General features: G+C 65.5%; 18 protein-coding genes and 2 pseudogenes. 10 read left to right on the top strand and 10 right to left on the bottom strand.

The genetic code is table 11. The annotated features are described in order from the left end of the window. Nucleotides 1-65: 65 nt before the first annotated feature. From SK803_RS15835 to SK803_RS15810, 6 genes are read right to left on the bottom strand one after another with little or no spacing between them, the layout of a single operon-like run. Complete coding sequence (locus SK803_RS15835) at nucleotides 66-854, bottom strand: GP88 family protein (RefSeq protein WP_319966753.1); 789 nt, start codon at nucleotides 852-854, stop codon at nucleotides 66-68. An 18-nt stretch (nucleotides 855-872) separates the two neighbouring features. Beyond that, a complete protein-coding gene (locus tag SK803_RS15830) occupies nucleotides 873-2,657 on the bottom strand; it encodes a VirB4 family type IV secretion system protein (RefSeq protein ID WP_319966752.1) in 1,785 nt (594 codons plus the stop codon). Beyond that, on the bottom strand, nucleotides 2,654-3,736 hold the full coding sequence (locus SK803_RS15825) for a PrgI family protein (protein ID WP_319966751.1): 1,083 nt from the start codon (nucleotides 3,734-3,736) through the stop codon (nucleotides 2,654-2,656). The genes SK803_RS15830 and SK803_RS15825 overlap by 4 nt, the downstream gene beginning before the upstream one ends. After that, nucleotides 3,733-5,493: a hypothetical protein gene (locus SK803_RS15820; RefSeq protein WP_319966750.1), complete on the bottom strand. Its 1,761-nt coding sequence runs from the start codon at nucleotides 5,491-5,493 to the stop codon at nucleotides 3,733-3,735. Before SK803_RS15820 ends, SK803_RS15825 begins: the two co-directional genes overlap by 4 nt. 26 nt (nucleotides 5,494-5,519) lie before the next feature. Next, a complete protein-coding gene (locus SK803_RS15815; RefSeq protein ID WP_319966749.1) occupies nucleotides 5,520-5,936 on the bottom strand; it encodes a pilin in 417 nt (138 codons plus the stop codon). Next, the gene (locus SK803_RS15810; protein ID WP_319966748.1) at nucleotides 5,927-6,865 is read right to left on the bottom strand and encodes a hypothetical protein; all 939 of its coding nucleotides are present in this window, start codon (nucleotides 6,863-6,865) and stop codon (nucleotides 5,927-5,929) included. Before SK803_RS15810 ends, SK803_RS15815 begins: the two co-directional genes overlap by 10 nt. Before the next feature lie 382 nt (nucleotides 6,866-7,247). Here SK803_RS15810 and SK803_RS15805 point away from each other — a divergent pair, with 382 nt between their 5' ends. The 8 genes and pseudogenes from SK803_RS15805 to SK803_RS46530 all read left to right on the top strand — a co-directional run. Beyond that, a complete protein-coding gene (locus tag SK803_RS15805) occupies nucleotides 7,248-8,219 on the top strand; it encodes a hypothetical protein (RefSeq protein WP_319966747.1) in 972 nt (323 codons plus the stop codon). 58 nt (nucleotides 8,220-8,277) lie between these two features. Then, on the top strand, nucleotides 8,278-9,108 hold the full coding sequence (locus SK803_RS15800) for a DNA methyltransferase (protein WP_319966746.1): 831 nt from the start codon (nucleotides 8,278-8,280) through the stop codon (nucleotides 9,106-9,108). Further along, complete coding sequence (locus SK803_RS15795; protein ID WP_319966745.1) at nucleotides 9,098-10,054, top strand: tyrosine-type recombinase/integrase; 957 nt, start codon at nucleotides 9,098-9,100, stop codon at nucleotides 10,052-10,054. The genes SK803_RS15800 and SK803_RS15795 overlap by 11 nt, the downstream gene beginning before the upstream one ends. A gap of 301 nt (nucleotides 10,055-10,355) precedes the next feature. Continuing rightward, nucleotides 10,356-10,529, top strand: a complete 174-nt coding sequence (locus SK803_RS15790; RefSeq protein WP_319966744.1) for a hypothetical protein — start codon at nucleotides 10,356-10,358, stop codon at nucleotides 10,527-10,529. 96 nt (nucleotides 10,530-10,625) lie between these two features. After that, nucleotides 10,626-11,480, top strand: coding sequence for a hypothetical protein (locus tag SK803_RS15785; RefSeq protein WP_319966743.1), 855 nt, complete (start codon nucleotides 10,626-10,628; stop codon nucleotides 11,478-11,480). Between the two features lie 9 nt (nucleotides 11,481-11,489). Continuing rightward, entirely contained in the window at nucleotides 11,490-12,827 is a 1,338-nt protein-coding gene (locus SK803_RS15780) for a hypothetical protein (RefSeq protein WP_319966742.1), read from the top strand. Between the two features lie 40 nt (nucleotides 12,828-12,867). Then, nucleotides 12,868-17,481: a hypothetical protein gene (locus SK803_RS15775; protein ID WP_319966741.1), complete on the top strand. Its 4,614-nt coding sequence runs from the start codon at nucleotides 12,868-12,870 to the stop codon at nucleotides 17,479-17,481. A gap of 681 nt (nucleotides 17,482-18,162) precedes the next feature. Beyond that, nucleotides 18,163-18,276, top strand: a pseudogene (locus tag SK803_RS46530) (hypothetical protein); the annotation flags it as partial. A gap of 9 nt (nucleotides 18,277-18,285) precedes the next feature. Here the strand turns inward: SK803_RS46530 and SK803_RS46525 are convergent. The 4 genes and pseudogenes from SK803_RS46525 to SK803_RS15755 form a co-directional block, all read right to left on the bottom strand. Further along, nucleotides 18,286-18,585, bottom strand: a pseudogene (locus tag SK803_RS46525) (hypothetical protein); the annotation flags it as partial. A gap of 264 nt (nucleotides 18,586-18,849) precedes the next feature. Continuing rightward, nucleotides 18,850-20,610, bottom strand: coding sequence for an FxSxx-COOH system tetratricopeptide repeat protein (fxsT, locus tag SK803_RS15765; protein WP_319966739.1), 1,761 nt, complete (start codon nucleotides 20,608-20,610; stop codon nucleotides 18,850-18,852). A 172-nt stretch (nucleotides 20,611-20,782) separates the two neighbouring features. Then, complete coding sequence (locus SK803_RS15760; RefSeq protein ID WP_319966738.1) at nucleotides 20,783-22,999, bottom strand: hypothetical protein; 2,217 nt, start codon at nucleotides 22,997-22,999, stop codon at nucleotides 20,783-20,785. Then, nucleotides 22,989-23,975 carry a VMAP-C domain-containing protein gene (locus SK803_RS15755; protein WP_319966737.1) on the bottom strand — a complete coding sequence of 329 codons (987 nt, stop codon included), beginning with the start codon at nucleotides 23,973-23,975 and terminating at the stop codon, nucleotides 22,989-22,991. Before SK803_RS15755 ends, SK803_RS15760 begins: the two co-directional genes overlap by 11 nt. On the opposite strand from SK803_RS15755, the gene SK803_RS15750 reads away from it, so the two are divergent. After that, nucleotides 23,963-24,790, top strand: coding sequence for an aKG-HExxH-type peptide beta-hydroxylase (locus tag SK803_RS15750; protein ID WP_319966736.1), 828 nt, complete (start codon nucleotides 23,963-23,965; stop codon nucleotides 24,788-24,790). The genes SK803_RS15755 and SK803_RS15750 overlap by 13 nt on opposite strands. A gap of 647 nt (nucleotides 24,791-25,437) precedes the next feature. Next, complete coding sequence (locus SK803_RS15745; protein ID WP_319966735.1) at nucleotides 25,438-26,109, top strand: hypothetical protein; 672 nt, start codon at nucleotides 25,438-25,440, stop codon at nucleotides 26,107-26,109. Nucleotides 26,110-26,188 lie beyond the last annotated feature (79 nt).

Genomic DNA, 26,188 nt, shown 5'->3' with positions numbered 1-26,188 from the left:
GGCGAGAAGTGACTGGGGGGAAAGGAAAGCACGAGATCTCCCGTGGAGCGGTCGGAGGGAAGCTGTCAGGCCGCATCAGCCAGCCCGGTGTCGTCGACAACCAGCCGCAGGTGACGACGGTGCCGCGCTGCGGTGCGCTCGGCGTCCACTTCGGCCTGCCACTCGGAGAACCGGCGTCCAGCTAGCCGCTTGAGGAAGGCCGGTATCCGGTTGGCTGGAACGCCAACCAACTGCGGGCCGAGCACCGCGAGCAGGTCGCTGGCCTCTTGAGATGACCAGCCCGCCTCGGCGATCGCGGCCTCGTCCGGGAACACGTCGGCCACGCGGTCGACGGCCGGATTCAGCGCGGAGTCCTGGGTCCCGCCGTACGAGAAGACCCACAGGAAGTTCGGCGGTGGACTCGGCTCGACGAGACGGCGGAACCGGTCTACTTCCTTGCTGTAGGCGTAGAAGTTCGTGTTCGGTCGAGCACCGCAGATCCGCAACCACGCCCGGAGGTAAGCGTCGGAGAAGAAGTCGCCGCTGTCGTGGATCCGGACCCACGCGCCGCGGAACTTGGCGGCGCCGAGCTCGGCGACCATGGCGAGCTCCCAGCCGGGCAGGTCGTCGGTGACGAACATCAGGTTCGCTTGGTGCTTGGCGCGGACGATGGGCCATGTGTAGGTGCCGTGACGGGCGTAGCAGGCCTGTGCGCAGACTCCTGCGCTCGGGCAGGTGTTGTACGTGCGGCCGTCCGGAAGCCGACCGGCCCAGGCCGGCAGCGACCAGTTCCACGCGCCGATCTGGCGCATCTCGCGGTTCTGGGTGAGAAGCCGAGCCGGCCGACGGCCGGCCTCAGGCAACGAAGCAGGCATGGGTGTCCCCTCGGAGCGCTAGGCGGCGTCGAGCTCGACGAACGCGGACTCGATGTCCGCTGCGGTGCTGGGCATTTCGGCGACCTCTGTCGGGTCCGACGTGACCAGGTAGTGCTCGGCCGGTGAGGCGATCGCCTGGAAGGCCACCCGCTGCGTTCCGGTGCTGAGAAGCCCTTGGCCGCGGTCGGCGGACAACAGGAACTGGCGTTCGCCCAGGGAGAGGTTGAAGACGCTGCAGATCTCGTCGATCGCCTGCGGGGACTGCCGCAGCAGGATCTGGGTCGCGGCGTTCGCGACGACCGCCTTGCCCAGATGGGACGCAAGGAGGTCAGGGGTGTCCTGCGTGATGGCCACGAGCCCGGCCTTGTGCTTCCTGAACGTCTTGGAAGCGCGGAACAGGAACTCCGCGCCCGCACGCTCCTTCATCAACAGCCACGCTTCGTCGACCACCACCAGCCGTCGCTTGCGGATCGCTGGGTTGGAGACCTGGCGCCACACCGCGTCGAGCGCCAGCAGGGTGCCGATCGGCTTGAGCTCATCGGACAGGTCCCTCAGTGAGAACACCACCAGGTGACCTTCGGGACGCGTCGTCGTCGGCCCCGAGAACAGACTGGAGAACGAGCCGGAGACGTAAGGCTCCAGCCCTGCCGCGAGCTGGGTGCCGCCTGCGGCCTCGAGGATCTTGGCGAGGTCGGCCAGCAGCGGTGCCGAGCGCGTCCAGGACCGCGGATCCGAGGTGATGCCGGCACGTTGGTAGGTCGCGGCGATGGCCCGGTCCAGCACGGCTCGCTCGGCTGCTTCCAGTTCGCGGCCCAGCAACACCGCGACCACGGTGTGGAGGAACAGCGATCGGCGGACGAGTGCGTCGCGGGACGCGGTTCGCCGACCATCTGGGCGGGTGTGGATCGGCAGATCCATCGGGTTGAGCCGGACCTGCTCGGCACCGAGACGGACGTGATTGCCACCGACGGCTGCGGCCAGCCGTCCGTACTCGTCCTCCGGATCGATGACGTGTACCTCGATCCCGCGGTACAGCGAGCGCAGCAGCTCCAACTTCACCAGGTACGACTTGCCCGCGCCGGAACGACCGAGGATCACCGAGTTGTGGTTGTCCAGAGCGAACCTGTCGTGGTGCACGAGACCCTGGCTGCCGATGTTGAACCCGTAGAGCACGCCGGTCGGGGCACCGACCGAGGTCGGGTCCGGTGGTGGCAGATCCGGCGAAGTGAACGGGAAAGCCGATGCCAGGGCGCTGGTGTCGAACGTGCGGCGCATGCCGATCAGGTCCAGGCCCATCGGCAGGCTGGTCACCCAGCCCTGCAGGCTCCGGTAGGTGGTCGGTTTGCAGTCCAGCAACAACGACGCCGCGAGTGACCGGACCGCGGCCACCTCGTCGCCGAGCGCCTCTTCGGTCGGCGCGTGCACGGTCAGGTAAAGCCCGAACCTGTACAGCTTTCCCTCGCCGCGGGCGACCCGCGCGGACAAGTCGTAGGCGTCCTCGGTGGCCGCCTCGACCTGTGGGTCGAGCAACCGTCCCTTCTCGCTGGTGTGCCGACGGCCGGACTCCAGTTTGGACAGTTGCTTCTTGAGCCGGTTGGCCGCGGTGACGGGATCGATTGGCTCGATGTGCAGCGAGACATCCACTCGGCCGGGATAGGTGAGCAATGGCTGCAACCAACCGGGATGGACCTCGCGCGGGTAGCCGGTGACGGCGAAGGACGCGAGCCACTCACCGCCGACCTCCAACGCGCGAGGGTGAACGGAGACGGCATCCGGAACGAAGGCGCTGGTCTTGGTGTTCATCGGCTGTACCTCCCGGCGGTGTCGAAGTCATCGGGGTCCTCGGCGTCGTCGTCCCAGTTGGGCTCGGGCGCAGTGGTGATGACGTCGTCCGAGCCGGCCAGGCCGACGCTCGGCGGAATCAGGCTGTCGGGGTCGCACGCTGAGGCCAGCACACCCGTGGCTTGACCGGCATCCAGTGGCGTGACCACGATTCCTGCGGGGGAGAGCAGCTCAGCTGCCTCTCCAAGACGGCGTGCGAGCCGGGCCTCAGCGGCCCTTCTCTTGGCGTCGTCCACGACACGGGCTTGCTTGCTGGCCTTGCGTTTGGCCATCAGCGCTGTGAGAGGGGAGACACCGCCAAGACCGTCTGTGGGACCTACCGTGAACAGCGGTTCGCGCAGGATCAGCAGAACCTGGCGACGTAGCAGCTCGGTCGCTCGGCCCAGCTGGTCGAGGTACTCGGCGTGCTCGAACGCCGCCTGTTCCAGCGCCGGGTGCGGCAGACCTCCGGCCTGTTCACGAAGCTCGGCGATCTGACCTGACAGGTCAAGCCGCTCGGTACGCACGAGCACCTGAACCGGAGCGGTGAGCGAGTGCAGGTACCGGCCGAACGAGGCGACGAGGGACTCCTGCTCGGTGTGCGTACGCAGGCTGAAGTTGACCGTGGAGCACACAGCGACGACCGCGACGCCGTCCTTGCCGAGGTCGATCACACCGGTGTCGGCGACCCCCTCGGCAGGAAGTCGCAACGCGGCAGGCGACGGCGTTGCGGCATCGCCCAGCCACTCCGGAACGTCGAGGATGCCTTCAGGTGCCGCGACACGGTGCCGCGGGTTCATCCGCTGCCGCAACGCCGCCAACGCCAGCCGATCCAGAGTGACACCGTCGCGCTGACCGAGCGCGAGGAACGCGGCCGTGGCACCGATCGGGATGGCGACGACGAGGAACACCGCCAGCGGCATGAACGAGCGCGTTGCCGTGTACGTCGCGTACAGCACGATCCCGGTGACGGAGACGATGAGCAGCTGCCGCGCGGTGAGCGGGCCGAGCACCCGGTCCTCGCGATCGACGTCCGAAGGAATTCTGACTGGCTGACTCATTTCCCTTCGCCTCCTGGTGGCTTTGGTGCGCGGAACACCGGCGGTGCAACGGAGTGGGTGCGTCGACGGGCATCGCCGATGCGCGGCGCCGGTTGCGCTTGCTGGAACACCGGCGCGGACGGTGCGGCTGTCGGCTTGGGTGTCGGCGCTGCCGGAGGCGGCTGAGTTGCCGGGCGGAACTGCAACTGCTGAGGCACGGAGGCCACGCGGACCGGCCGGGCCACCTTGGGTGCGGCCGTGCGACGGCGAGGTCCACCGGCGACCTGGAACTGCGGAGAGCTACTGGGCTTGGGTCCTCGTCGAGGCCGAGCCATGGGCGCGTCCGGTGCCGCGGCCGAGCTGAACTCCGCCTGCGTCGACCCGAGCGTCGACGGCATGACGGCGGGATCGTGGATCGTGTGCTGGGGTTGGGGTTGCAGGAACTTCGGATCCTGGGACGGCACTCGCGGCCGACGGGCGGCCCGCAGGCGTTCCGCGTCGTAGGACTCCTTGAGGCGCTTGGTCACCATCTCCGGAGTCGAGGCGAAGCGAGGCTGCGCCGGCCACGGAGGATCTGCGGCTGCGGTGCGCCCTGTCGTGCTGCTCGACCGGGTTGCCGCGCGGGCTCCTACGGCGGCGGCCCGGCCACCACCGACGAGTGCCATTGCTTTGCCGAACGCGAAGGCGTACGCCAGCCCACCGAGGAAAGAGCGACGCCCGCCCCCGACTCGCACCTGATTCATGACCCAGGTCGGGATCTTCACCAGGATCCAGATCAACGCGATGAGGACGATCAGGTTGATGATGCCGTCGGCGGTCGGCATGCCGAAGAAGTTGAAGCCGCCTGGCTCCAGGAACACCTTGAGCGCAACGACCAGGGCGAGGCTCTGTCCAACTTGGATGCCGAGGACTCCGGCACCAGAGCGCCAGAACCAGTGCGCGACGCCCTCCAGCTGTGGCAGGCCGTGGCACATCAGCGCGAGCGGCGCCCCGGCCAGCAGGATGGCGGTGAGCCCGACCCGCACGACGTAGCCGACCAGCAGCCCGATCAACAGGATGGTCAGCGCGAGCGACAACAGCCCGGCGAACAGACCGCCGTCGACCACAGACCGGGCCACCAACGCCACGAACAGCTCCGTGACCGCCTTGCCGGACGTCTGCGGATCCAGGCTGTCGCCGAGCACCGCCATCGACGCGGCGTTGGCGAACCTGATGGCCTGATCGCCCAGCAACAAGCTGAGGTTGGCGGCGATGAAGCCCACGACCACGCGCGGCGCGATCTCGCGGATCGTGTAGCGCGTCTGGACGCTCTGGTGACCCATCACCAGGATTCCCGCGAGCAGCACCAGCAGCGAGTAGGTCGCGACGACGAACAGCCGAGACTGCTCCCAGATCTCACCGATGCGCGGCAGCTGGTCGAGCGTGGGCGTCGACAGGAGAGTGCTGCCGAGCATCTGAAGCAGCCAGTTCAAGGACTCGCCGACCAGCAGATTGATGAACGACGAGAAGCCCTCGTTCACGCACGCCGACAGGTTGGTGATGCCGCACTCCGCGCGTTCAGCAGGAGGTTGCTGTGGGCTGACGGCCGGAGGCGGCGTGGTGGTCGGTGCCGACGACGGCGGTGTTGAAACGGTAGGAGGCGCGGTCGGTGTTGGCGCGGTGGGTGTCGGCGTGACGGGCTGCGCGGAGGCAGCCGCGGCGAGCGCGCCCAACAGGCCGACGACGACGCACAACACCAGCAAGCCCGCGCACCACCACGGCGGCCGACGTGCCCTCATCCGGGGCGGAGTGATGACGGCCATCGTCAGGCACCCACGATCCCTTTGAGGATCTCGACGACCAGCGGCGCAAGAGCCGCCAAGCCGTAGCCCCATCCAGCGGACCTGAACGCGGACTTGGCCTTCTCGACCTCGCCGGGGTCGTTGCCGCCCACGATCCAGCGGGCGCCGCCGATGGACAGGAACACCGTCGCCAGGCCTGCGAGGATCCCCATGATCCAGTTGCGGATGTTGTTGAGGACCTCGTCGACCGACTTGGCCAACGCGACGACCATCGTGTCGGCCCCGGCCACCGAAGCGGACGCCAGCAGTACGAGGACTACGGCTCCCGCGGCCACCGCGATGCGCGACCAGTTCGTCAGCGTTGTCGACTGTGGACCGTCGGCTTCGAGAGCGTCGCGCGACCCGCTTGCAGTGGCGCAGAAACGATCGATCAGGCGCATTGGGACCCCTCCGAAGACTGGGATGAGTGCGGGTGAGTCCCGCATCCCTGAACTCCGGAATTCGTGTCCGTTTTGGACACGCGACCCTGAACTGTTTGCTCCGAATTGCCTTCGGCAGCAGCCACGGAGGGTGACGGGCGCGGCAAGTCGCGGGCTGGTCGGACTGTGCGCGCGAGGGCTACCGAGGCAGCCACCTGGTCAGTCAGCGTGTCGGTCGGATCGGCCTCGGCGACGGCCTCACGGAGGTAGTCGACAAGCCGGAGCTCGGCGCGCTTGCGAGTCTTGTAGACCGCCCACTCGCCGATCTCGTGTTGCGCGGCCCAGTCCGCGACGGACACGTTCTCCAGCCGAGTCGCACCGATCAGCGCCGCCTCGGTCTGGGTCAGGACTCCGTCCGCGACAGCACGGGCGAGCACCAGATCGGGATGTCCCCACGGAGCGTGCGGCGGTGCCGACCGGAACCCCGGCGCGACCGGAGTCGGACTCGACAGGGCCTCGGAAAGTGCGTCGTGGCCGGACCGGTACGCAGCCCATCGCAGCCGCAAGATGATCCGCGGCGGACGCAGATCGATGGTCGACAACGCGGCGAGGAAGCCCCGCAAAACCTCCGCGTGAACGTCAGCCGGGTCGCCGGCGAACCGATCCGACAAGGTGGCCGCCACCGAGGTCAGTGCGGGGAGCGCGACGCCCACGGCCGCGACGGTCCAGGTCGCTCCCTCAGTCCTGGAGCGCAGTACCAGGTGCGCCCACACTGCGTCCCGCGTCGCCTGCGAACAGCGGCGTGCCAACAGCCGGTCACGGACCTCATCGAGCGAGATGTCCCGGTCAGGAAGCCCAGTGAAGAGGCGGCCGTTCAGCGAGACCGGGTGCGGCCCGGTGACCAGCCAGTTGAATGCGTCTCGCGCGATGTCCAACGAGTTCGTAGCCATGACTTGACTCCTGCAACTTCGATGCGAACAGCAACGACGTCAGGAAGCCATGAGTGATACCAAGGAAATACCAAGTCGCTGCTAGTTAATGACTAGTAGGTTCTCGTAAGCCTACTAATTCTTTGCTATGCGAGTTCGCGCTTGCGTCTTGGCCTGGCGCCCTGCTAGGGGTGCTGAGCTGTGAAGTTAGTGACCTGCTAGTACCTCTCGGTTGGCTCATCGGCGGCATCTTCTGACCCGCGAAAAGAATCTTGCTGTTGGGTTGGTCGAGTGAAGGTTGGATGCGGGACTGAAAACTTACTGAGCGTGTCCAAAAAGAAGCGCAAAAGCGGAGTTAAGGGGTGTCGGCAAACGCGCCACCATCCGTCGGAGGAGATACACGATGACTCCCGCATACGGAAACGACTCCGCTGAAGGCGACTCCGAGAACCTCGGCGACGCCCACCCCTCGCTTTCCCCGATCCCGCTGCGGCGACCGCGGCGAACACGCCGTCGCCGCAGTCTGCCGTTCGCGCTTCGCCAGGTCGTTCCCGGACGTCCGAGCACCGTCTGGCCGTGCGCCCAGGACGACCTCTACGAAGGCACAGGCTTGCTCGCAAGCTGGTTGCTGACCGCAGTCGTGAAGATCGTCACCACCTACTCCCAACCCGGCCAACGAGTGCTCCTGCTCGAACCCGCGACTCACCTCTCGGCGTTCGGACCGCGCACGGCAAACGATGGCCACGGGCAGTCCCGACCCGGCCCATATGCCGGACTGCACGAGGCTGGTTGGACCGTCGTCCGACTGGGCCGCGGCATCCAAACGCAGACCGCCGTCGCACATCCAGAGCAAGTCAGCGAACACCTCGACGCGGAGTCCGGAACCGGACCGAGGGGGTCCATCAGCAGTCCGACCACCGACCGGCTCTCCGCACCGTCGTCAGACGCGGACTCCGAACCGGATCCGGCTCTGAGCAAACTCAGTCCGGACAGCTACGACCTCGTCATAGCGGGGGCGGAACCGGGCGTCCTCGACTGGCTCCGACCGGCCAGCTGGAGCAGTGTGCTCACCCCGACCGGCATCCTCGCCGTCATCACGCAAGGTGATCGCTCTGGCAACCGGCTCGTCGATCCAGCCAGTTCGTTGGTGCGCGCTGCTGACCGTGTAGGCCTGCGCTACCTCGACCGAATCGCGCTGTTGCGCGCACCCGTCCGCGACGGAGCGCTCGGCGTTGCGGCATCAACCAGCCACACCCGTTCGCACATCTCGACGCGTCCGTTCGCAACTCTTGTTCGGCACGTGCAGGTGCACGACGACCTCCTGGTGTTCACACGCAAGCCGGCTGCGGACGGCGAGGTGAGCTCTGATGGCTGACCGCTTCGCGACTCCCTTGTCGGTCTGGCCGACCGGGCAGCTCGACGCGCTCGCACAGTTGCAGGCCGCCGGCTGCGTCCCAGGCACCGAGGCCGACGCTGAACGGATTCCACCCGCTGTCGCCGCCCACGCAATCGCGACCTACACGCACCCCGGCGACCTCGTTCTGGATCCCGACTGCGGCACGGGCACCGTCCTGACCGAAGCACTGCGCGCGGGACGACACGCACTCGGACTCACCACGAACAACCGATGGTGGACGGTTGCTCGGGCCAACCTCACCGCCGCCAAGTCCGCAGGCGCCTGGCGCGACGGCTCCGTTCTCGATGCCCGACCGAAGGTCCTCGCGACCGCCCGCGCTGTCGGCCTGACTGGCCGAGTCGGACTCGTCCTGACCGCCCTTCGCACCACCTCGAACAACCCGAACAGTCCGGACCACGACCCGGTCGAGTCCGCCGCCCAGCTCGCCACCACACTGCGCTGCTGTGAACCACTGTTGCGCGCTGGCGGGCACGTCGTTGTCATCGCGCAGCCTCACCGGCGCTCGGACGGTTCACTCGTAGACCTGACTACCCAGCTCATCGCGGCAGGCACTGCAGCGGGGCTGACACCGGTCCACCGGTGCGTCGCACTGACCGCGGAGTTGCGTGGCGACCGCCTGATCACGCGGGCCTCGCTCGTGGAGCGTCGCGCAGCTCGCGCCACCGTCTCGCCGGCCTTGCTCGCGGCTCACCACGAAGTGCTCGTCTTCCAGCTCGCCCACGATGCCGAACTCGCTGCAGCGAATGCGATCGATACATCTCCTGTCGCCGACGACGGAAGCGGCTTCCGAGTGACGCAACCGTCGTGTCCGGAAGAACAGCGTCAGGAGGCAACCCATGCTTGTTGAGCTGGAGCGCCTGACTGCTGGACTGTCACGGACGTGGACGGGTTTTCTCCGTGATTGGGACCGGACCCTCAGAGCGGGCAACTATCCGGAGACCACTCGGTACAACTACCTCCTGGCTGCGTCCCAGCTTGCCTCTTACCTGTCTGGAACTTGCACTGAGTCTGATGTGGCCGACGCAGCCGACGACCCAACCGCTGCACGCAGGGAACATGTCGAGGCCTTCCAGGCATGGATGATCGAAACGCGGTCGGCCGCTACCGCCTTGAACAAGCACAAAGGACTCCAGCAGTTCTTCAAGTGGCTGGTGCAGGACGAAGAGGAGATGGATCACTCGCCGATGGAGCGGGTGAAGCAGCCGAAGACGCAGAAGAAGTTGATCCCCGTGATCCGTGACTACGAGACGAAGCGGGTGCTCGACACGTGCAAGGGGAAGGAGTTCATCCAGCTCCGGGATGAGGCGATCATCCGGCTCTACTACAACACCGGCGCGCGGCTGTCCGAAGTCGGCCGTCTTGGGCTCGACGATGTTGACTTGAACTTGGACTCGATCCACTTCTGCGGCAAAGGCAGTAAGGAACGTCGTGTGCGGTTTGGGCCGAAGACAGCTCGCGCGATCAGCCGGTATCTGAGGGCGCGTGAGCGCCACCTCGGTGCCGATCTCCCTGCGCTGTGGTTGGCGGAGCGGGGCCGACGACCACTCGCGCCGAACGGAATCAAGATCATGCTCAGGCGCCGCGGCCTTGCTGCCGGCCTCTCGGGAGTGCACGCGCACCGGTGGCGTCACAACTACGCCCACGAGTGGAAGAAAGCCGGTGGTGACACCGGTGACCTGATGTTGCTGCTCGGTTGGACATCAGAGGACATGCCCCGTCACTACGGCGCCAGCGCTGCTGCCGAGCGAGCGCAGGACACACAGCTGCGACTTGGGATCGGTGAGAATGTCTGACGCCCCGAAGAAGCCGGTCCCACGTGGCCTCACCGCTGAGCAACGAAGCTTCCGAGCACGGATTGCTGCACACGCGTCCTGGGCGAAGACGTCTGATCGGAGGGCCCGTACGTCGCGAGCAACAGAAGGCTTTCTCGAGCGGCTTGAGCAGGAGATCGATCCAGACAACGAACTTCCTCCTGAGGTGCGCCGCACGATGGCTGTTCATGCGCGGACCGCCCACATGCTGAAGCTGGCGCGACGGTCGGCGGCTGCGCGCCGCCGGCGGAAATAGTTGGCGTTGATCCGCCAAGATGAGCGTATGACGAAGTACGCCTTCGACGAGGAACGCCAGGCTCTGATCGCGGCCTGGGAGACCGGTGACGGCTACCTCGCACGCACGGTCGCGGTGTTGCCGGCGTCCGTCGATCAGGACGGCGCGCTGCGGCTTGCAGCGAGTCTGACGACGATGTCGCGCATGGCGTGGTGGACGTAGACCCATCCAGCGAGCGGTGCGGAGAGCGTCGAGCCGAACACCGAGGGATGGCGTCGGCAGGGCGAGCGGGCGGCGTTCGCTGAAGTCCTCGACCACGTGAGAAAGCCCTACCTTCCGGACGACCAGGGCTACCTCGTGCAGTCATACGTTCGGGTGGAAGAAGCCGCGCATCGTGTTGGACGGGCAGCGCACGCGATCGCCGATCAGGACCTCACCGATGCAGTTGTCGCTGATGTCCAGCAGGAGCTGGCTGCGGTGGAGCAAGCCGAGCTGGGCGACTTTTCGGGCCGTGCTCGGCAAGCGGTTCAGCTCAGTCGCGCTGATACTTCACCGCTTCAGGTGAACGCCGCCCATGACTTCCTGCACGCCCACCCGTTGTGGTCGAGCAAACTCTTCGAGGAGGTCGACCCGACGGCGGCAGCGGTGGCTGCGGCGCACTGGTTGCAGGCGGCGGCCGAGATCGCCGGCGAGGCGTCGGGCGTCAGCCCTGCAAGCGTCGTCATGGAGGCCGACAACATCGAGGCGCTCGCCGTCGAGACGCCGACCTTGGTCCTCGAGCGACTGATCGCCGGCGAGAGCCCGCGGCGCGTTGTTGTCGATTTGGTCGCCGGAGCGATGATCGCTGCCGAGGGCAAGTTGCCGGATCCGGATGGCCTGGTGGACGCGATCAAGGAGGCGAGGGCGCAAGCCGAGCAGTACGGACCGGGCGACGAGGAGCTTCTTGCAGGGCTGATGCCGCGCGTCACACCTCTTGACCCGGCCCGTCCCGCGCAAGACCTCCTCGAAGACCTACTGGACGGAATCCGCGGGTGCTGGTTGCTGTACCGGTCGCACGCTGAACTCGGCGACGACGTGGACCTCGACGACGAAGATGCCGATGAAGAGATCGACGAGGAGTTCTTCGCGGCGGTTCGAGCGGAGGCCGAAGCCAAGCGTGAACGACTCCTATAAGGACTGGACGTGAAATCTGATCCCGGTGTGACAACCGACGGCATTGAACCAGCAGAGGAACTTCCTCTCGAACCGGTGTACCCGTTCAACGAACCGGGCCAAGAGATTCGGTTGCACGAGGGACGCCTCGCAGCGACTGCGGGCGGCGACGTCAACGGCGTCATCTGGATGAGCTGCGGCTCTCAGTTCGATGTTCGGTGGAAAGTCGACGAAGACGTGCCCTCGTCGTGGATGTTCGACGTGCTCGGAACCGACGTGATCACCTTCGCGCTGTCACGACCTGGAGGGAACGTCGAGGTCACCGGTCGAGTGCGCACTACCTGTGACGGCAGCTTCGACGGTTCGACGCTCGTGAGTGCTGATTCACTGGTCAGCCATGTTGTCGTGCACTGGATGAACCTGCCCGACGTGCACGGCAGGCACGGCCGCTTGCGGTTCAACATCGGTGAGTGGGAGCTGGTTCTGGCCCCACGGCCAGACCACAAACAGGTGTGGGAAGCACTCGGTTTTGACCCGCGCATCGCGATGACGCACGTGATGTCGATTGCCCGCCGAGACGGCAAACCGTTTGCCACAGACGCGGTGCAAGCAGTGCTGCGTGCGTTGCACTTCGGCACCTCGTTCGCGTTCGGCCGCTGGATCCCGCCTGCACTTCCGGTCGGCTTCTCGAACTCTGGTGTCGCCGTTTGGGAGCAATGGGGACCGTTGTTCTGCGACCCAGGCCGCAACGGCTCGTTGGCGTGGCTGTACAGCGAACGCGCGGACGATCTGCAGAAGCTTCTCGCCCGCGCATTGGAGGCGTTCTCCGACCCTCAGCGGGAAGACATCGCTCGTCACCTGCTGTCGCGAGCCGTTGAGGCCAACCACAGTGGGAGGGTTGAACAGCGGATCTTGACGGCGTTCACAGCACTTGAGTGGCTGTGCTGGGAGGAGCTGAAGGTCAGCGGGAAGATGAGCGGCAATTCCTACAACAGATTGTCCACCGCAGCCAGACTCGAGAGGCTGTTGGCCGATGCGTGTGTGCCGATTGACGTTGACCCCAGTATGCAGTCGGTGCTGGCTGCCTTCGCGAGTGCCAAATCCGAGACAGGAACGCCTGCGAGCGGTCCCCAGGTCGTGACTTGGGTAAGGCACCAACTAGTTCACGCCAAATCTCCGTACGAAGACGTCTACAAGATAAAGGGCCTGCTCACGGAGGCATGGCTCCTCACTCGCCACTACCTTGTCCTGCTGTTGCTCAAGTGGCTGGGATACGACGGCCTGCACCAGGCCATCCTGGGCCCTAACGGCACTGCGGGCGATGACGAGCCGGTGCCGTGGTCTGTGCGAGCGAAGCCTGGCATCTGATCGTTGTATCAAGACGAAACGAGTTGGCGATGGTGTCCACATGGTGACGCCTGTGGAGTTCGCGACAAAGGCATCGCGGTGGGTCCGACTCCGTCATGCCGGTGACGGTGACGATCCGCCGTTCACCATGGATCCGAACGGGTTTCTGGTCGAGCCCGACGTTCAGGACGGAGGTTGGCGCAGGCCCGCTGATGCAGCCGAGTGCGGTGGCTGGGTACTGCTGGGCGATCCCGGCGCCGGCAAGACCACAGCGTTTGAAGACCTGATCCCGGAACCGGATCGCGAGGCCCCGCCGTTGCCGGGAGAACCTGGCACGCTTTGGCTGACCGGCGACGAGCTTGACAGCCGCGAAGCGGTGAACGAGTGCCTAGGTGTCTACTTCGATGCGCTTCCTTCGAAGTCGGGCGGCGGCAGCTCAGTGCCTGGTCAGCTGCTCGTGGTGATCGACCAGCTGGACGAGTCTCGCTTCTTGGGCCAACTGGCCAGGTGGCTTGCTCGGAAGCTGAAGAGCCGAGACACGCGCGGACTCCGCATTTGGATTGCCTGCCGCACTGCTGATTACCAGGAAGCGATCACCGAGGTCCTCGTCCGCGAACTCGGTTCATGCACCGTGGGTGACTTGGCGCCGCTGACTGGGAGAGATGTAGCCGAGCTGATTGCGACCATCGACGTGGATGGTGGCGCGTTCCTGGATTCGGTGATGAGGAACGGTGCCGGCGCACTGGCCTCGCTGCCACTCACACTGAAGGTGTTGTTGAACGCTTTCAGACTGGATCCTGATTCGTTACAAGGAGCACCGCTGCTGTGGCTCGAACGCGGCGTCACGCTGCTGGCTGACGAGCATGCACCTGATCGAGTCTCAACGCGGCCTGTCCACTCGACGCCACAGCAGCGGGTTGCCATCGCGGCAAGGATCGCGGCGCATCTGATGCTCAGCGGTCGCCGCTCAGTGCACAGGACTTTCATCGGTGCAGACGTGGCCGACCAGGCGATCCCCATGGGACAGGTCGTCGGCGACAACGAAGTGGCGGGGGCCGGCGAGTTCGCGGTTACCAAAGACTTCGTTGAGGAGACACTGGACACTGCAGTCTTCACACGCACTGGGCCGGGCAAGGTGGCATTCGCACACTCATCGTTCGCGGCGTTCCTAGCGGCGCGGCATTTGGCAGCGCGGCTCACGGCACCGATTCCAACTCCTCCCAGGCAGCTTGAGGATGCGCTGCTCGTGAGCGCCGCAGACGAGGACACGGCGGCCATTCCAGAACACCTGCGGGAGACGGTGGCATGGCTGCTCGCTCATGCACCAGCAGAAGCCCGCTGGCTTGCGCTTGCAGACCCCGAAGGTCTGGCGGCCCACTCTGCGGTCATAACCTCGCCGAATATCAGAGCTGACATCGTGAGCGGACTTCTAGCTCGAGCGGATCGAATCGAGCTGGCGGATCGCTCATGGCAACGCGCACGCTGGCGACTGGAACATCCGGACCTCTGCAACCAGCTGAGCGAGGTGCTGAGCTACTCAGACGGTCCGCCGAGCAATGACTGGGAGTCGTTTGCACGTGTGCGACTTGCTGTTCGGTTGGCTTCGGAGTCGGGAGCGCCGGAGCTCGCAGAGCCGTTGCTGCGGGTCGCTGAAAGTAGCGGGTGGCCGGTGCACGTAAGGCAGAGTGCGGCGAAGGCAGCCCTGGCAGTAGACGCCGGCCCTGCGACCGTGGGTCGCCTGCGCGATCTACTGCACGGCTTGGCTCCAGGAGCCGGCGGCGATCCCTCAGACATCCACGAGGTCGATCGCGGGCCGGACAGCGCCTCCGAACTCATAGGCACGCTCCTGGGACTTCTATGGCCGGAACACCTGAACTTCACTGACGCTGCACGGCACATCGACCCTGGAGCAGGCATCAGCGGCTTCGTCGGGGTGTACTACTTCGAGGTTCACAAGTTTCCACGGTCCGTTCCCGACGATGCACTCCACGAGCTGGTCGCATTTTCCGAGCAAGCGCTCCTCGGCGACGGGCTGCTCCTCGCAAAGCGCGACCCGGACGTGGCGTACGAAGACATGGATGAAGAGGAACTAGCGGAGCTAGTACCACACCGCAACAAGGGGCACCTCACCCATGAGCGCGTACGTCGCCTGCGCGACTTCATCGCCGATGTTGCGGAACGAGTGCTCCAGTCGCCGCAGGCGGTGGACCTGATCGACAGAACCGCCAGGATGGTTCTCTGCTTCCTCAACAGTGCCGACCGAATGCCTTTGCCCTCCGCGGTTGACCTGATCGACGTCGTGTCAGGCGAGGAACCCGCTGCGGTCCGCGATCTGCGACACGCCTTCGTCGAGGCGATGCTCAAAGCTAGCGAAAGTCTAGATGCATCGGACAGTCCTTACTGGACATATCTGATCGTCAACCGCTGGGGGCGACTTCGTTACGACGCCGACCGTCTTGCGCCGCAAGGAACTCAGCGGGGTAGGCGACGCACACTGCTCGACCGTGTAGACGCAGAGTGGGCTTCGCTTCGAAGTGAGCATCATCGTGCCTCTGGTGAGACACGTCTAGCCGATACTCTTGCTCGCATCGCGGAGGAACTCGCCAAATCGGTTGATGAACCGGCTGAGCAGCCGTCAGTCGAAGTATGGAAGGACGCAGAGCTCTTCGCCGCCCAGCAACGGGAACGCCTGGACAAGGCGGCTGACGGAGATGCGATCGCGTTCATCAACCTGGTGCACTATCTGCAGGTGAACCCAGAGACCGGGGACTACGACCTCACGGGTTCCTGGTGCAGAGCAGAGAGTTCAGGAGCAACGCTATGGCCGGCATCAGAGCTGCGCGCGAAACTCCGAACTGCTGCTACCAGCTTCCTGGTAGCCGAGCGTGACCACCACGAAGTTTGGCTCGGTCTCCGTGGGTCTCGTCGTGCCGAGGCGTGCATGGTCGCCTTCGCGACGGTGCACTCCGACCAGGAGACCAGCGAAGCCCTTGCGGGTGAACAAGGTCTGAACGTTGTGCCGGTGGATCGATGGAAATGTTGGGTGGGTGCGATCTTCGACAATCTCGAGCGGTTCGGCCCGCAAGAGGTCGAACTGGAACGGGAGCTCCTGGCGCGTGTCGAGCAGCACGCTCACGAAGAACTAGGCGCGGCCCTGGCGCAATACGTCCGCACACTGGTTGTCCGTGGCGAACGGGCTCTTCGCTTGCCGGTGTTGCCTGTGACGTTTGCGCCGCTCTTGGCGGAACTTGCCAATGAGGTCGGCGATGCACTGCGTGCGGCTGACGGCGGCGACGCCGAGAACGCAAGCACCGAAGCCGTTGCGATCACGGATGGGCCGGTCGCTCTCACCGGTGAAGCTGTCCTGTCCACCGCTATTACCAGTTGGGCAAGCCTGATGCGGCCACCGCTAGAAGTCGGCTACCCATCAGCCGTCGAGCAGGCACGCAGTGCCATCGCCGCCGTGGAGAGCGAAGGCGATCAGGAACTCGTAAGCAAGATGGCGGCGGCCGCTGGGTACGCGCTGCTGACGTCGGACCCAGCAGCACATTGGCCTATCATCTGCGGCTACGTCGACAATTCGCCAGCGTTCGCCGAAGACCTCGCGTTCCGCTGCGCAGACGACTCGACACACCAACCCATCATCGATGACCTCGCTGAGGAACAGCTTGGCGAGGTGTACCGCTGGCTGAGCACCGTGTGTCCACCTGAGACCGATGTGTTCGAGCGAGCCGCCTTCGTGGGGCGCGAGCACAAAGTGCACGACTGGCGCCGGCACACCATTACCGCCCTCGCCCAAAGAGGAACCAAGGCCAGCGTACTTGTACTCCGGGATCTTGTTCGCGCGTACCCGGAACTCCTCGCCATCCAGGCAGCCCTGCACCAGGCGCGTCGTCGGGATCAGGCAAACAGCGTCGCTGGCCTCGATCCCGATGACATCACCGATCTCCTTAACGATCGAACGCGACGGGTAGTGAACACCGCGGCTCAGCTTGCGAACGTCATCCTTGAAGTGCTGGCTGAGATTCAGAACGATCTGCATACTCACGGCAACCTGCTGTGGGACTGCGAGCGTGTCGAGCGACCTGCTGACGCAAAGCCCAACAGCCGCCGCCCCTTGGCTTGGCGTCCCAAACCGGAAGGCGCACTCGGTGCCTACCTCACGCATGAACTCAGGCAGCGGCTGGAACGTCGCCGTGTGGTGGTCAACCGTGAGGTCGTGATCCGGCCAACCGATGAAGGCGACTCTGGCGAGCGGCCGGACATCAAGCTCGATGTTGTAGGCGATGCGAAGGATGCCGGGGGCGCACCTCCTGTGACAGTGCCCGTCGAGATCAAAGGAGCTTGGCACGAGGACGTGCTGGACGCGCAGTCGGAACAACTTGAGCAGCAGTACCTAAATATCCTCAACACCACTGATGGCGTCTACGTGGTGGGCTGGTATCCAATCGCCCAATGGAACGTCTACTCCAGGGAAGACTCACGTAAATCCGCCGCGAGTCGACACGTTTCGGCTGAAGAACTCCAGGCGTATCTGCTGCGGCAGGCTGAGGAGATCGCTGAGAGCACCCATCACCGCACCCATCCGTACGTCCTCACCGTCGAGCGGGCAGTCTCTGCGGACGACAGGGCCATGCGAGCGCCGCGTGCAACCCGGCGGTCGAGGGGGACGTGATCGATTGGTGCTGACGGATGATCGACAAGGCGGGAATCTAAGACCCCTTTACTCGGCCAGTTACACTTGGAGACGACCTGGAAGAACAGGCCGGAGCACGACGCTCAGTCGTTCCACGACTGGGGGTCAAGGGGTCGCAGGTTCAAATCCTGTCGTCCCGACGGGTCGAAAATGCCCGCCGGATCTGGGAAGAAAATCCAGGTCAGGCGGGCTTTTTCATGTCCTCAATATGATCACTGCATGATCGTTAGCGGCATGATCAACAGTGAGTGAGGCACTCTTCGTGAGCTCTGCCGTTGGTTCTGGAGTACCTCTCCGGTAACCATCGGCACGATGCCCAGGTCTCCTACCTTGGAAAACACAGTTGCTCCAGATCAACCTGTCCGGATAGGCGGCCGCAAGGACCGTACGACCGCAGCTGGCGGACCGTGGAGCGATCCGCAAGCCAGTGGGGCCGTTGTAGGTGCGCTTGACGAGCGCCTGGATCGAGGGTCAACAGAATTGTCAGGGGTCGCGTTTATCGTCCTGAGAAGAACGGCACTGTCAGTGGATCGGCGAGATCGGGGCCTGGTCGAGTTGCGGACAGAAGCCACGCACGTGCTCGCAGGACGAGGTGCAATGTGGATCTGAACAAGGCCTTCACCCAGCTTCCAGAAGACGGTCGATGCGGACATCGAGCAGGTGAAGGTGGCGCGTGAGCGGCGCGACATCTTCAAGGGTGCCCTCAAGAGTGAGCCAGGCGTCCTTGAGGTGTTCGGTTCTGGCTCGCTGGCACGCAGTACCCATCTGAAGCCGGTGCACGACGTCGACCTCATCGTTGTGTTGCTCGATCCGCCGGCGCAGTTCGATCGCCAGCTCCAGCCGCGCCCTCGCCGCGATGTGCTCGATGAGCAGCAGTGGCCTCGATGTTCCGCTCGGATCGGAATTCAGCGTCTCAAGTGCGCGAAAGACATCGACGTAGGTCATTTGTTCGCGCAGTCGGGGCGCTGCGGGACCGGCGATGGCGTCGTAAATGTCGGCGATGTCGTCGGCCACCACGACGCCCTGCAGCAACGTGAACAGCCTCTTGGTTTCCTCGGCCAGCGGGACTTCGAGCGCGGTCATGTCGGCGACGATTGCCCGCGACGCCGCGGTCGGCTTGGAGCCCTGTTCGATCCGCTCGAGTGCACGCAGCAGCTCGAACGGTAATTGCTCCTGCAGTTCGTCACACATCATCCGGGCAACAACAGAGTGCTGCCCTCCGCTCTCTCCTCGGTTCACACCATGCCAGCTCTTCCGGATCGAGGTCCGTGTTCGGAGTATGGCAGCGATCGACCGACACCGGGGTGTCGGTTTACCCCGATTGTGCATTACAGACCGCAGTCGATTTCAGGGGTTTTCCTCCGTAAGTGCGTGCATGGCTTCCTCCGAACGGCGCACCGGAATGGACTCGCCCTCCAGTTCCCGCAGCACGCGGAGCAGGTCGCGGAGGCCGTCGTCGTAGTTCAGGCAAGTGCGCACTAGTTCGACTACGTGCAGGCGGGCACGCCGGTGGTGTGGCACCGCCTGCGCGATCTCCGGCCGCATCCGTGACAGCACCAGCCTGCGGCTCGTCTCGTCGCGTACGGACGGCACCGTCAGAAGGGCGTCGACCACTGCCCCGAACGTGTCGTCGAACTGCTGGGGGGCGAGATTCGAGTGACTGATGAACACACGGGGATTGAGGGCACTTATCCGTCGATGTTCAGCCACGTTGCGCCTACGCTCAAGATTCGTCCCGTTGAGCTTTGTTGTCTGGTCGATCTTGCCGAGCCGGCGCAGCGCGATCGCGTACCAGCGCGACATCTCCAGTGTGTGCAGGTTCGTCTCGCCGAGGTTCTCCCGCCAGATCGAGATGCAGTGCTCGGCGAAGTCGAGGGCGCCGCCGTAGTCACCGCTGGCGAGCAGGTAGCGGACGAGGTTGATCATCAGCTCGCGCACCCACTTGTCGCCGCAGTCGACGGCCCTCGACATGGTGGCGTGGGGCAGCAGTTCGGCGTAGCGCGGCCAGTTGTCCGCGCTGTCGGGGTCGCCGGGGTCGCCGTTGACGAGCAGTACGTGCACGGCGTGCCGCATGGTGTCCTGCTCGTCGGTGTCCAAGCGGTTCTTCAGCACTGTCTGGACGAGCCGGTGCAGCTGCAGCGTGTTGTTCCTGTGGTCGATCTTGGCGAGGCTGTAGCGGCTGATCTCGCGGACGGCGCGGTTGAGTTTGATCGGGTCGGCGAAGGCCTTCGCGAGCGCGTCGGGCACGGGCGTGCCGCGCGCACCGCTGAACAGCTTGCGGGAGATGGGTTCCGGCCCGAAGAAGGCGCAGACCTGCAAGAGCTGCAGCGCCGCGCGGTGCTCGTTCTTCAACCGGTTCAGCGGGACGTTCCACGCCGCCGCCACCGGCAGCTGGTAGTCGCTCGACGTACCGGCTTCCAGCAGCTCCGTGCGTTTCTGTTCGAGCAGGTCCAGATATTCCGAGATCTGCATGCCGGTCTGGGCCCGCCAGGCGGCGGCCTGCTCGATCGCGAGGGGCAGGTCGCCCAGTGCCTCGGCCAGCCGGTCGGCCTCATCATCGGTCAGCGCACCGCTGCGGCGATACAGCAGCTGTTTACTCTCGGTACGGGTGAACAGGTCGACCTCGACCGGCCGGGCGATGCTGGCCCACTCGGAGTTGCGTGAGGTAACCACCACGTGTCCGGTGCCGGCGGGGAAGAACTGACGAACGGTCTCCGGGCGATCCGCGTTGTCGAAGACGAGAATCCAGCGGGAGTGGGGTTCCTCGCCGCGCCGCAACGCATTCAGTACTGCGGGAATCGCGGTGTCCGCGGTCGCCGCCGTGGGCAGGCCCATCTTCTTCGCCAGCTCGACCAGGCTGGACGTGATCTGCGCCGGGTGCTCGGCGGAGATCCACCAGACGATGTCGTACTCCGACGCGTGCTGGTAGATGTACTCGACGACCGTCTGCGACTTGCCCACGCCGCCCATGCCGTGCAGTGCCGTGGGAAGAACCGCAGTCGCACGAGGTCCCTGTAGTCGCTGACGAAGCTCGTCCAGCAACGGCTTCCTGCCTACAAAATCGGGATTCCGCAGCGGAACCGGCCCCCACACCTGGGGTTTGTTCACCCCGATGTGGTGTTGCTCCTCCGATGGAGACATTCCTTGAGCTGGCACGGCATCTTCCTCGTTAAGCGAGCGGGACGTCTGTCGACGAGACCACGCTCCGGGTCGGTCACGTGGGTGTTGAAATCCCTCTGTTCCTGGCAAATCGATCCAGATCAGTCGGAACTGGAGAAGTCTAGAGGTGGCAAGACGCATTGCTCGCCTGCCGTAAGGGCCGGAGAGTGCGCGGAACACGGCCCCTGCATCCGATGTACGGAGGTTTTCGGCGTTCGGCACAGGATCGGCGGTGTCGTCCGGCGCGTTGGTGACCCGAGTCGGATCGGGTGTCGATCCATTGGCGGGTAGGTGTTTTCAGCAATCTGGAGAGCACGAGCTCGGCGAGAGCGGAGAGATTCGTGTCCGGCAGCATGATCCGCTGGACGAGTTTGATGAGCGGCAGGCTCAACGGAGTCGCCGCGAGCGGACCGGCGAGGTGGAAGGCCTGCACCGAGGCCTGTGTCCGGAAGCGCATCACCCGTGTGCGGGCCGTCAGTTGCTCGGCGGGCTCTTCCGGAGTGCTGACCACGGGCACGGGAACCGGCGCAGGGTCGCCGACGTCGAGTGCGAGATCCGGCTCGACCATGTGTACTCGCAGGAACCGGACGTTGCGGAACGCTCCCTGGCGCCGCAGGAGCGTCAGGAGGTCCTGCACGGTCTGCTGCCAGATCTCCATCGACGGTGCGGCGTCGGCGACGAGCACGACGTCGAACCGCCGCCAGGGCGCTGGCCGCCATTCGGGCAGCCACAGGCCTTCCTGGGCCGCGCGGACCGCCGTCGCCTCTTCGTCGAGCACAGTGCGCCAGGGTGACGGAGCTGGCCGCGTGAACGGTCGAAGCGCGGTCGCGATCCGGCGGGGTTCCGACAGCGCGGGCACCGTCGGCCAGGCGAGAGCTGCTTCACCGCTCGTCGTCGCGCCGCCGCCGACCGGGATGGGCTGCACCCTGGCCGGTCCCGGTGTCCAGTTCTCCTCGCCCGCGGCGGTGGAGGCCTCGGACTGGGTGGTGGCGGCGTCGCGTTGCTCCTGAGCAGGCGTGCTCGTCTCGGCGGGACTGTCCTGCTCGGGTGCCTCCTGCCCTGGTTCGTCGTGATTCGTCGCGGCGGGAGCCACCGGCTCTTCGACCGGCGGCGGCGAGGGCGACGTCGAGGGTGCCGCCGGATCCGGACGGTGCAGCTGCCGGGCGAGCCAGAGCCGGTCCCGCACCTCGCGGTAGGTTAGGTCCGACGTGCACAGCGGCCGGTCAGGTCCGTTGGCAGGAACGAACTGTTGCAGCACAACAGCGCCAAAGCCGGCCGACGTGTCGACCGGGGTCCTTTCGTCTCTCGGCGGCCGGCTCATTCCACCTCCGACGACAGCGGGTGCCAGATCGCGGTCAGCAGTTTGTTCCAGTCCTGGTCTGGCTGGTACGAGCCGGATGTCGCGAGCCGCGCCGCCAGGTGACCGGCGTTGAGCAGCTGGTCCGAGGCGAGTCCGCCTAACTGCGCGCTGCGTTGCAGGAAGTCGGCGATGAGCCTCGGCGAGATCGACGTCCTCGGTCTCGCCGAGGTGCGCGGCGACCATCCCGCCGAGCTGGTCGAAGTCCGGTGCCTCGAAGTGAAGTCTCAGGCAGCGCCGCAGGAACGCGGGCGGGAACTCGCGCTCACCGTTGCTGGTGATGATCACGATCGGGAACTGTCGGCATCGCACGGCACCGTTGCGCACCACCGCCGAACCTCCGCGATCAGCGGTGAACACCGGGGGATCGGCCTGTTTGCGGGCCAGCCTGACGAGCCCCAGGATGTCGTACTCGCCCTCCTCGAAGACGTTGAGCAGATCGTTGGGCAGATCAATGTCGCCCTTGTCCAGCTCGTCGATCAACAGCACCCGTGGCAGGTCGCACGGCAGCAGCGCGGTACCCAGCGGGCCGAGGTGGACGTAGTCGCCGACACCGGACTCACCTTCACCGGCGTCCAGGTTCGCCGCGGCCTGCACACGTCCGATGGCGTCGTAGAGATACAGACCGTCCTTCAACACCGTGCGACTCGTGATGGGCCAACGCAATGTCGGCCCCAGTCCAAGCTCCCGGGAGATCAGGTAGGCGAGTGACGACTTCCTCGTGCCCGGATCTCCGGTGACCAGCAAGGGCCTGCGCAGATAGATCGCCGCGTTGACCATCAGGACCTCGAGCGGCTGCGGCTTGCGTGGCGTCCTGGGCAACGCCCCGATCCGCCGGTGCACCTCGGCCCGTCGTCGGCCGGACGCCTCGCCACGCCGGTACCGGTGAACCTGCGCCACGGCGGCGGCTCCGGCGGTCGGTGACTCGGCGGCATCCCCAGTGCCGCGGTACACCTGCCATCCGGTCGGATCAGAACTCATACCTGGTCACCGAGACCCCTTCTGGCGCTGCCGGCGGTATCGGCATCACCACTCTCGCCGGATCGTCGAACACAACGGTCAGCTTTCCGCAGACGTGCTCAGCCGCCATGCCTTCCTCGAATGCGGTGGCACGTGCCAACCGGACCCTTTCCAGCAGATGGTAGGGATCGTCATCGTCGTGCAGCAGTCGCTCGACCGCCGCGACGAACTCGGCCGAGTCGCATTTCTCCCGGTGCCACACCATGAGCGGGACTCCGGCGCGCAGACCGACCGCGACCTCGTCCCGCCCCGATTTCGCCACCTGGGGAGGCTCGCTCAGCACGAGCGAGACCAGCTTCGGCTTGCGTTCGAATTTCGACATGAGTTCGCGCAGCCGTCCTCCGCACGCGGAACGGCTCCAGCACGCGGAGTCGCGCTGGATCGCTCGGCTGACCTTGAGATTTGTCGTCAACTCTTCCCACCGGGCGTGCCACGACCTGTGCCACTTGCGCTTCGTCATCCGGTCGAGGCTGCGCACCACCATCGGATATCGGCACCCGATCGGTTCCGGAATCAACGTGTCGGTCTCCCACGGCCACTGGTCGACGTCGAGCGAGATGATCTCACTCGGCAGGACCATCTCGATGTGGATGTCGGGGCGGTACTGGCGATGTCCGGGATGAGCCTGATGTCCGCGGACAGGCACATCAGCGACGTCACGGTTGTCGAAGACGTGGTGCTGTATCCGACCGTGGGCATGCGTTTGGCAAAGGCGTTGCACGACGTCAGCTGCGCGACACCGATCTGGAGGGGAGATGGCGGTGCTGCACACGGTCGCCGCTGCGGCGGCCGTCCGAAGTGGACTGAACTGCGTGATCACCGTGCTGGTCGAGCACGGAGCCGTCACGTTGCCGACCGGGGCATGTGCGGAAGAACTGGCGGCGTGGTTGCGCGCGTTGATCCCGCTCGCCAAAGGGCACGGCCGTGTTCGCCGCATCGTCCTCGAACGCGTTCGGCGCGATCGCCATGTCATCCAAGGTGACGGCGACCCAGCTCGTCGAGGTGCTGGTGCACGAGGTCCAGCACTCCAAGCTCCACGCACTCGTGGACGTCGTCGATCGGACCACGAGGGACACCGGCTCGGTCTACGCACCGTGGCGTGGCGACCCGCGCGGGCTCATCGGCCTGTTGCACAGGATCTACGCGTTCACCGCCGTGGTCGAGTTCTGGCACCTCCAGCGCGATCTCGTCCCGCCCAGCGAGGTCCGCTCGTGCCTGGCTCTCCTTCGCGCTGCACCGCAGCCGGGCGCGTGCTGTCGTCGACTCGTTGCGCGGCGACACGAGGCTCACAGATCTCGGACGTCCGTTCGTGGCAGCCGCCTCGGTGCGGTTGTCCGTGTTGCGAGGCGGCAGCGGTCCAGGACGATCTGGCCGAGACCGTCGCCGACCTGCTGGCCGAGCACCGCGGGTGTGGCGGATGCCGGACAGCAGGACCTGCTACCGGCGACCTGGGCGGTCGCCGGCGGCCAGGCGATGTTCGGCATGGGCGTGGCACAGCGGTTGCTGGCCCTGGTCAAGGCGGCGCGTCCAGGTGGCGGTGTCTTCCCGGAGCTGACCGCCAGAGAGCACGAGGTCCTCGAACTGATGGCCCGCGGACAGAGCAACGCCGAGATCGCCCGCCGACTGGTGGTGTCGGAGGAGACCGTGCGCAACAACGTGTCGACCATCCTCACCAAGTTGCACGCCACCCACCGCGCGCAGGCGGTCGGGCGGGCCCGCGACGCCGGGATGGGCTCGCCGAATCCCACGTGAGGTCGGGGCGCAGCACCGTGTCGGGGCGGATCGCCAGCCGGAACCGGTGAAGGGCCCTGATCGGCAGTCGGTGTAACAGCGCCGCGAGGAATGCGCGGTCACTGGGGGAGAAGCGCGGCCGAATCTGCCCAGCTGGCGTTCCAGGACGGTGATCTGGTGCCGCAGCGCCAGAATCTCCACGTCCTTGTCCCGATCGCTAATTAGGCAGTGCAAGGGCCAGCTGGCACCCGAAGCATTGTCCTACTTGGACTCTTCCCGTGAGAAGTACCTGAAAGCGCTGGCAGCGGCCAAGGTTTCGGCGGTGCTCGACGCGGATGTTCGAGCGAAGTACGGCACCGGTCGCATCCACACATGCAGGCTGAAGCTGGGCGATCTCAACGAGGCAGCACCGGCAATCCCGCTAGGGCTCATACCGGCTTCGGCCAGCACGTGCCGCAGCGGACCGTCCTGTTGATCTGGTTCCTCTTCCCCGGATAACAGGAACGGAAAGCGCTGAAACGGATCCTCTGGCCGAACCTGATCGGCCGAGGGTGAGCGTTACCAGCGGCGGAAGTCCGTGGGTTGTTCCCGCGGCTTCAGCTGATGGCGACCGCGCCTAACTTCCGGGTCTGCGTTCTCGATGCCTGCTGACTGGCTACGCTCCGCTGGTGAAGCGACTTCTCGTGGTAGCCGTGTGCCTGTTCGGAGCCGCGTGTGGCACCTCGGTACCGACCACCACCTCCACTCCGTCTTCGACGTCGCAGGTCGTCGACGACTCCCAGGCCGTCGGTGCCACCTTCGAGACCTTCACGAAGGCCGTGCGAGCCAAAGATGGTGCCACCGCCGTATCGGTGCTGTCGAGCAGCACCTTCAGCGTCTACGACGAAATCAGGAAAGTCGCGCTCACCGGCACCGAGCAGCAGGTCGCCGCCCTGGTTCCGAGCGGCCGGATCCTCGCGTACACGATGCGCGGCGACATGAACCCCGCCCTGCTGCGCACCGCGTCTCCGAGCGAGCTGGTGAAGGCTGTCATCGACCAGGGCTTGGTCAGCGAGGACAGCATCAGCGCCATCACACTGGGCGACCTGACGATCAACGATGGCAAGGCATTGGCCAAGGTGCGCGCGGCCCGCGCACAGACAACGGTGTTCCTCAGCTTCCTGCGTGAGGACGGCGAGTGGAAGTTCAATCTGCCGTCGCTGTTTGATTTCACCGACGCCACGCTGGGTGCGATCGCCAAGCAGAAGAACCTGACGCATGCCCAGATGATCGATGAAGTGCTGCTCACGAAATACGGTCAAGCGAAGGCTGCCGAAGTCCGCAAGCCGATCGGCGCTTGACTTCACGCCCAGGCGTGACTACCTGGGCATGACCTACCAGGACTGGATCCTGCGGGATCGAACTTCCTTGACAGGCGAG

The sequence above is a fragment of the Lentzea miocenica genome (genome assembly GCF_033949945.1).
GTDB lineage: Bacteria > Actinomycetota > Actinomycetes > Mycobacteriales > Pseudonocardiaceae > Lentzea > Lentzea miocenica.
This window is presented reverse-complemented; position numbering and strand designations above follow the sequence as displayed.

Excerpts from the sequence above, each read along its gene's own strand:
- SK803_RS15835 (WP_319966753.1), bottom strand. The coding sequence starts at position 854 with ATGCCTGCTTCGTTGCCTGAGGCCGGCCGTCGGCCGGCTCGGCTTCTC.
- SK803_RS15830 (WP_319966752.1), bottom strand. The coding sequence starts at position 2,657 with ATGAACACCAAGACCAGCGCCTTCGTTCCGGATGCCGTCTCCGTTCAC.
- SK803_RS15825 (WP_319966751.1), bottom strand. The coding sequence starts at position 3,736 with ATGAGTCAGCCAGTCAGAATTCCTTCGGACGTCGATCGCGAGGACCGG.
- SK803_RS15820 (WP_319966750.1), bottom strand. The coding sequence starts at position 5,493 with ATGAGGGCACGTCGGCCGCCGTGGTGGTGCGCGGGCTTGCTGGTGTTG.
- SK803_RS15815 (WP_319966749.1), bottom strand. The coding sequence starts at position 5,936 with ATGCGCCTGATCGATCGTTTCTGCGCCACTGCAAGCGGGTCGCGCGAC.
- SK803_RS15810 (WP_319966748.1), bottom strand. The coding sequence starts at position 6,865 with ATGGCTACGAACTCGTTGGACATCGCGCGAGACGCATTCAACTGGCTG.
- SK803_RS15805 (WP_319966747.1), top strand. The coding sequence starts at position 7,248 with ATGACTCCCGCATACGGAAACGACTCCGCTGAAGGCGACTCCGAGAAC.
- SK803_RS15795 (WP_319966745.1), top strand. The coding sequence starts at position 9,098 with ATGCTTGTTGAGCTGGAGCGCCTGACTGCTGGACTGTCACGGACGTGG.
- SK803_RS15790 (WP_319966744.1), top strand. The coding sequence starts at position 10,356 with ATGACGAAGTACGCCTTCGACGAGGAACGCCAGGCTCTGATCGCGGCC.
- SK803_RS15775 (WP_319966741.1), top strand. The coding sequence starts at position 12,868 with ATGGTGACGCCTGTGGAGTTCGCGACAAAGGCATCGCGGTGGGTCCGA.
- SK803_RS15760 (WP_319966738.1), bottom strand. The coding sequence starts at position 22,999 with ATGAGTTCTGATCCGACCGGATGGCAGGTGTACCGCGGCACTGGGGAT.
- SK803_RS15755 (WP_319966737.1), bottom strand. The coding sequence starts at position 23,975 with ATGCGGCGAACACGGCCGTGCCCTTTGGCGAGCGGGATCAACGCGCGC.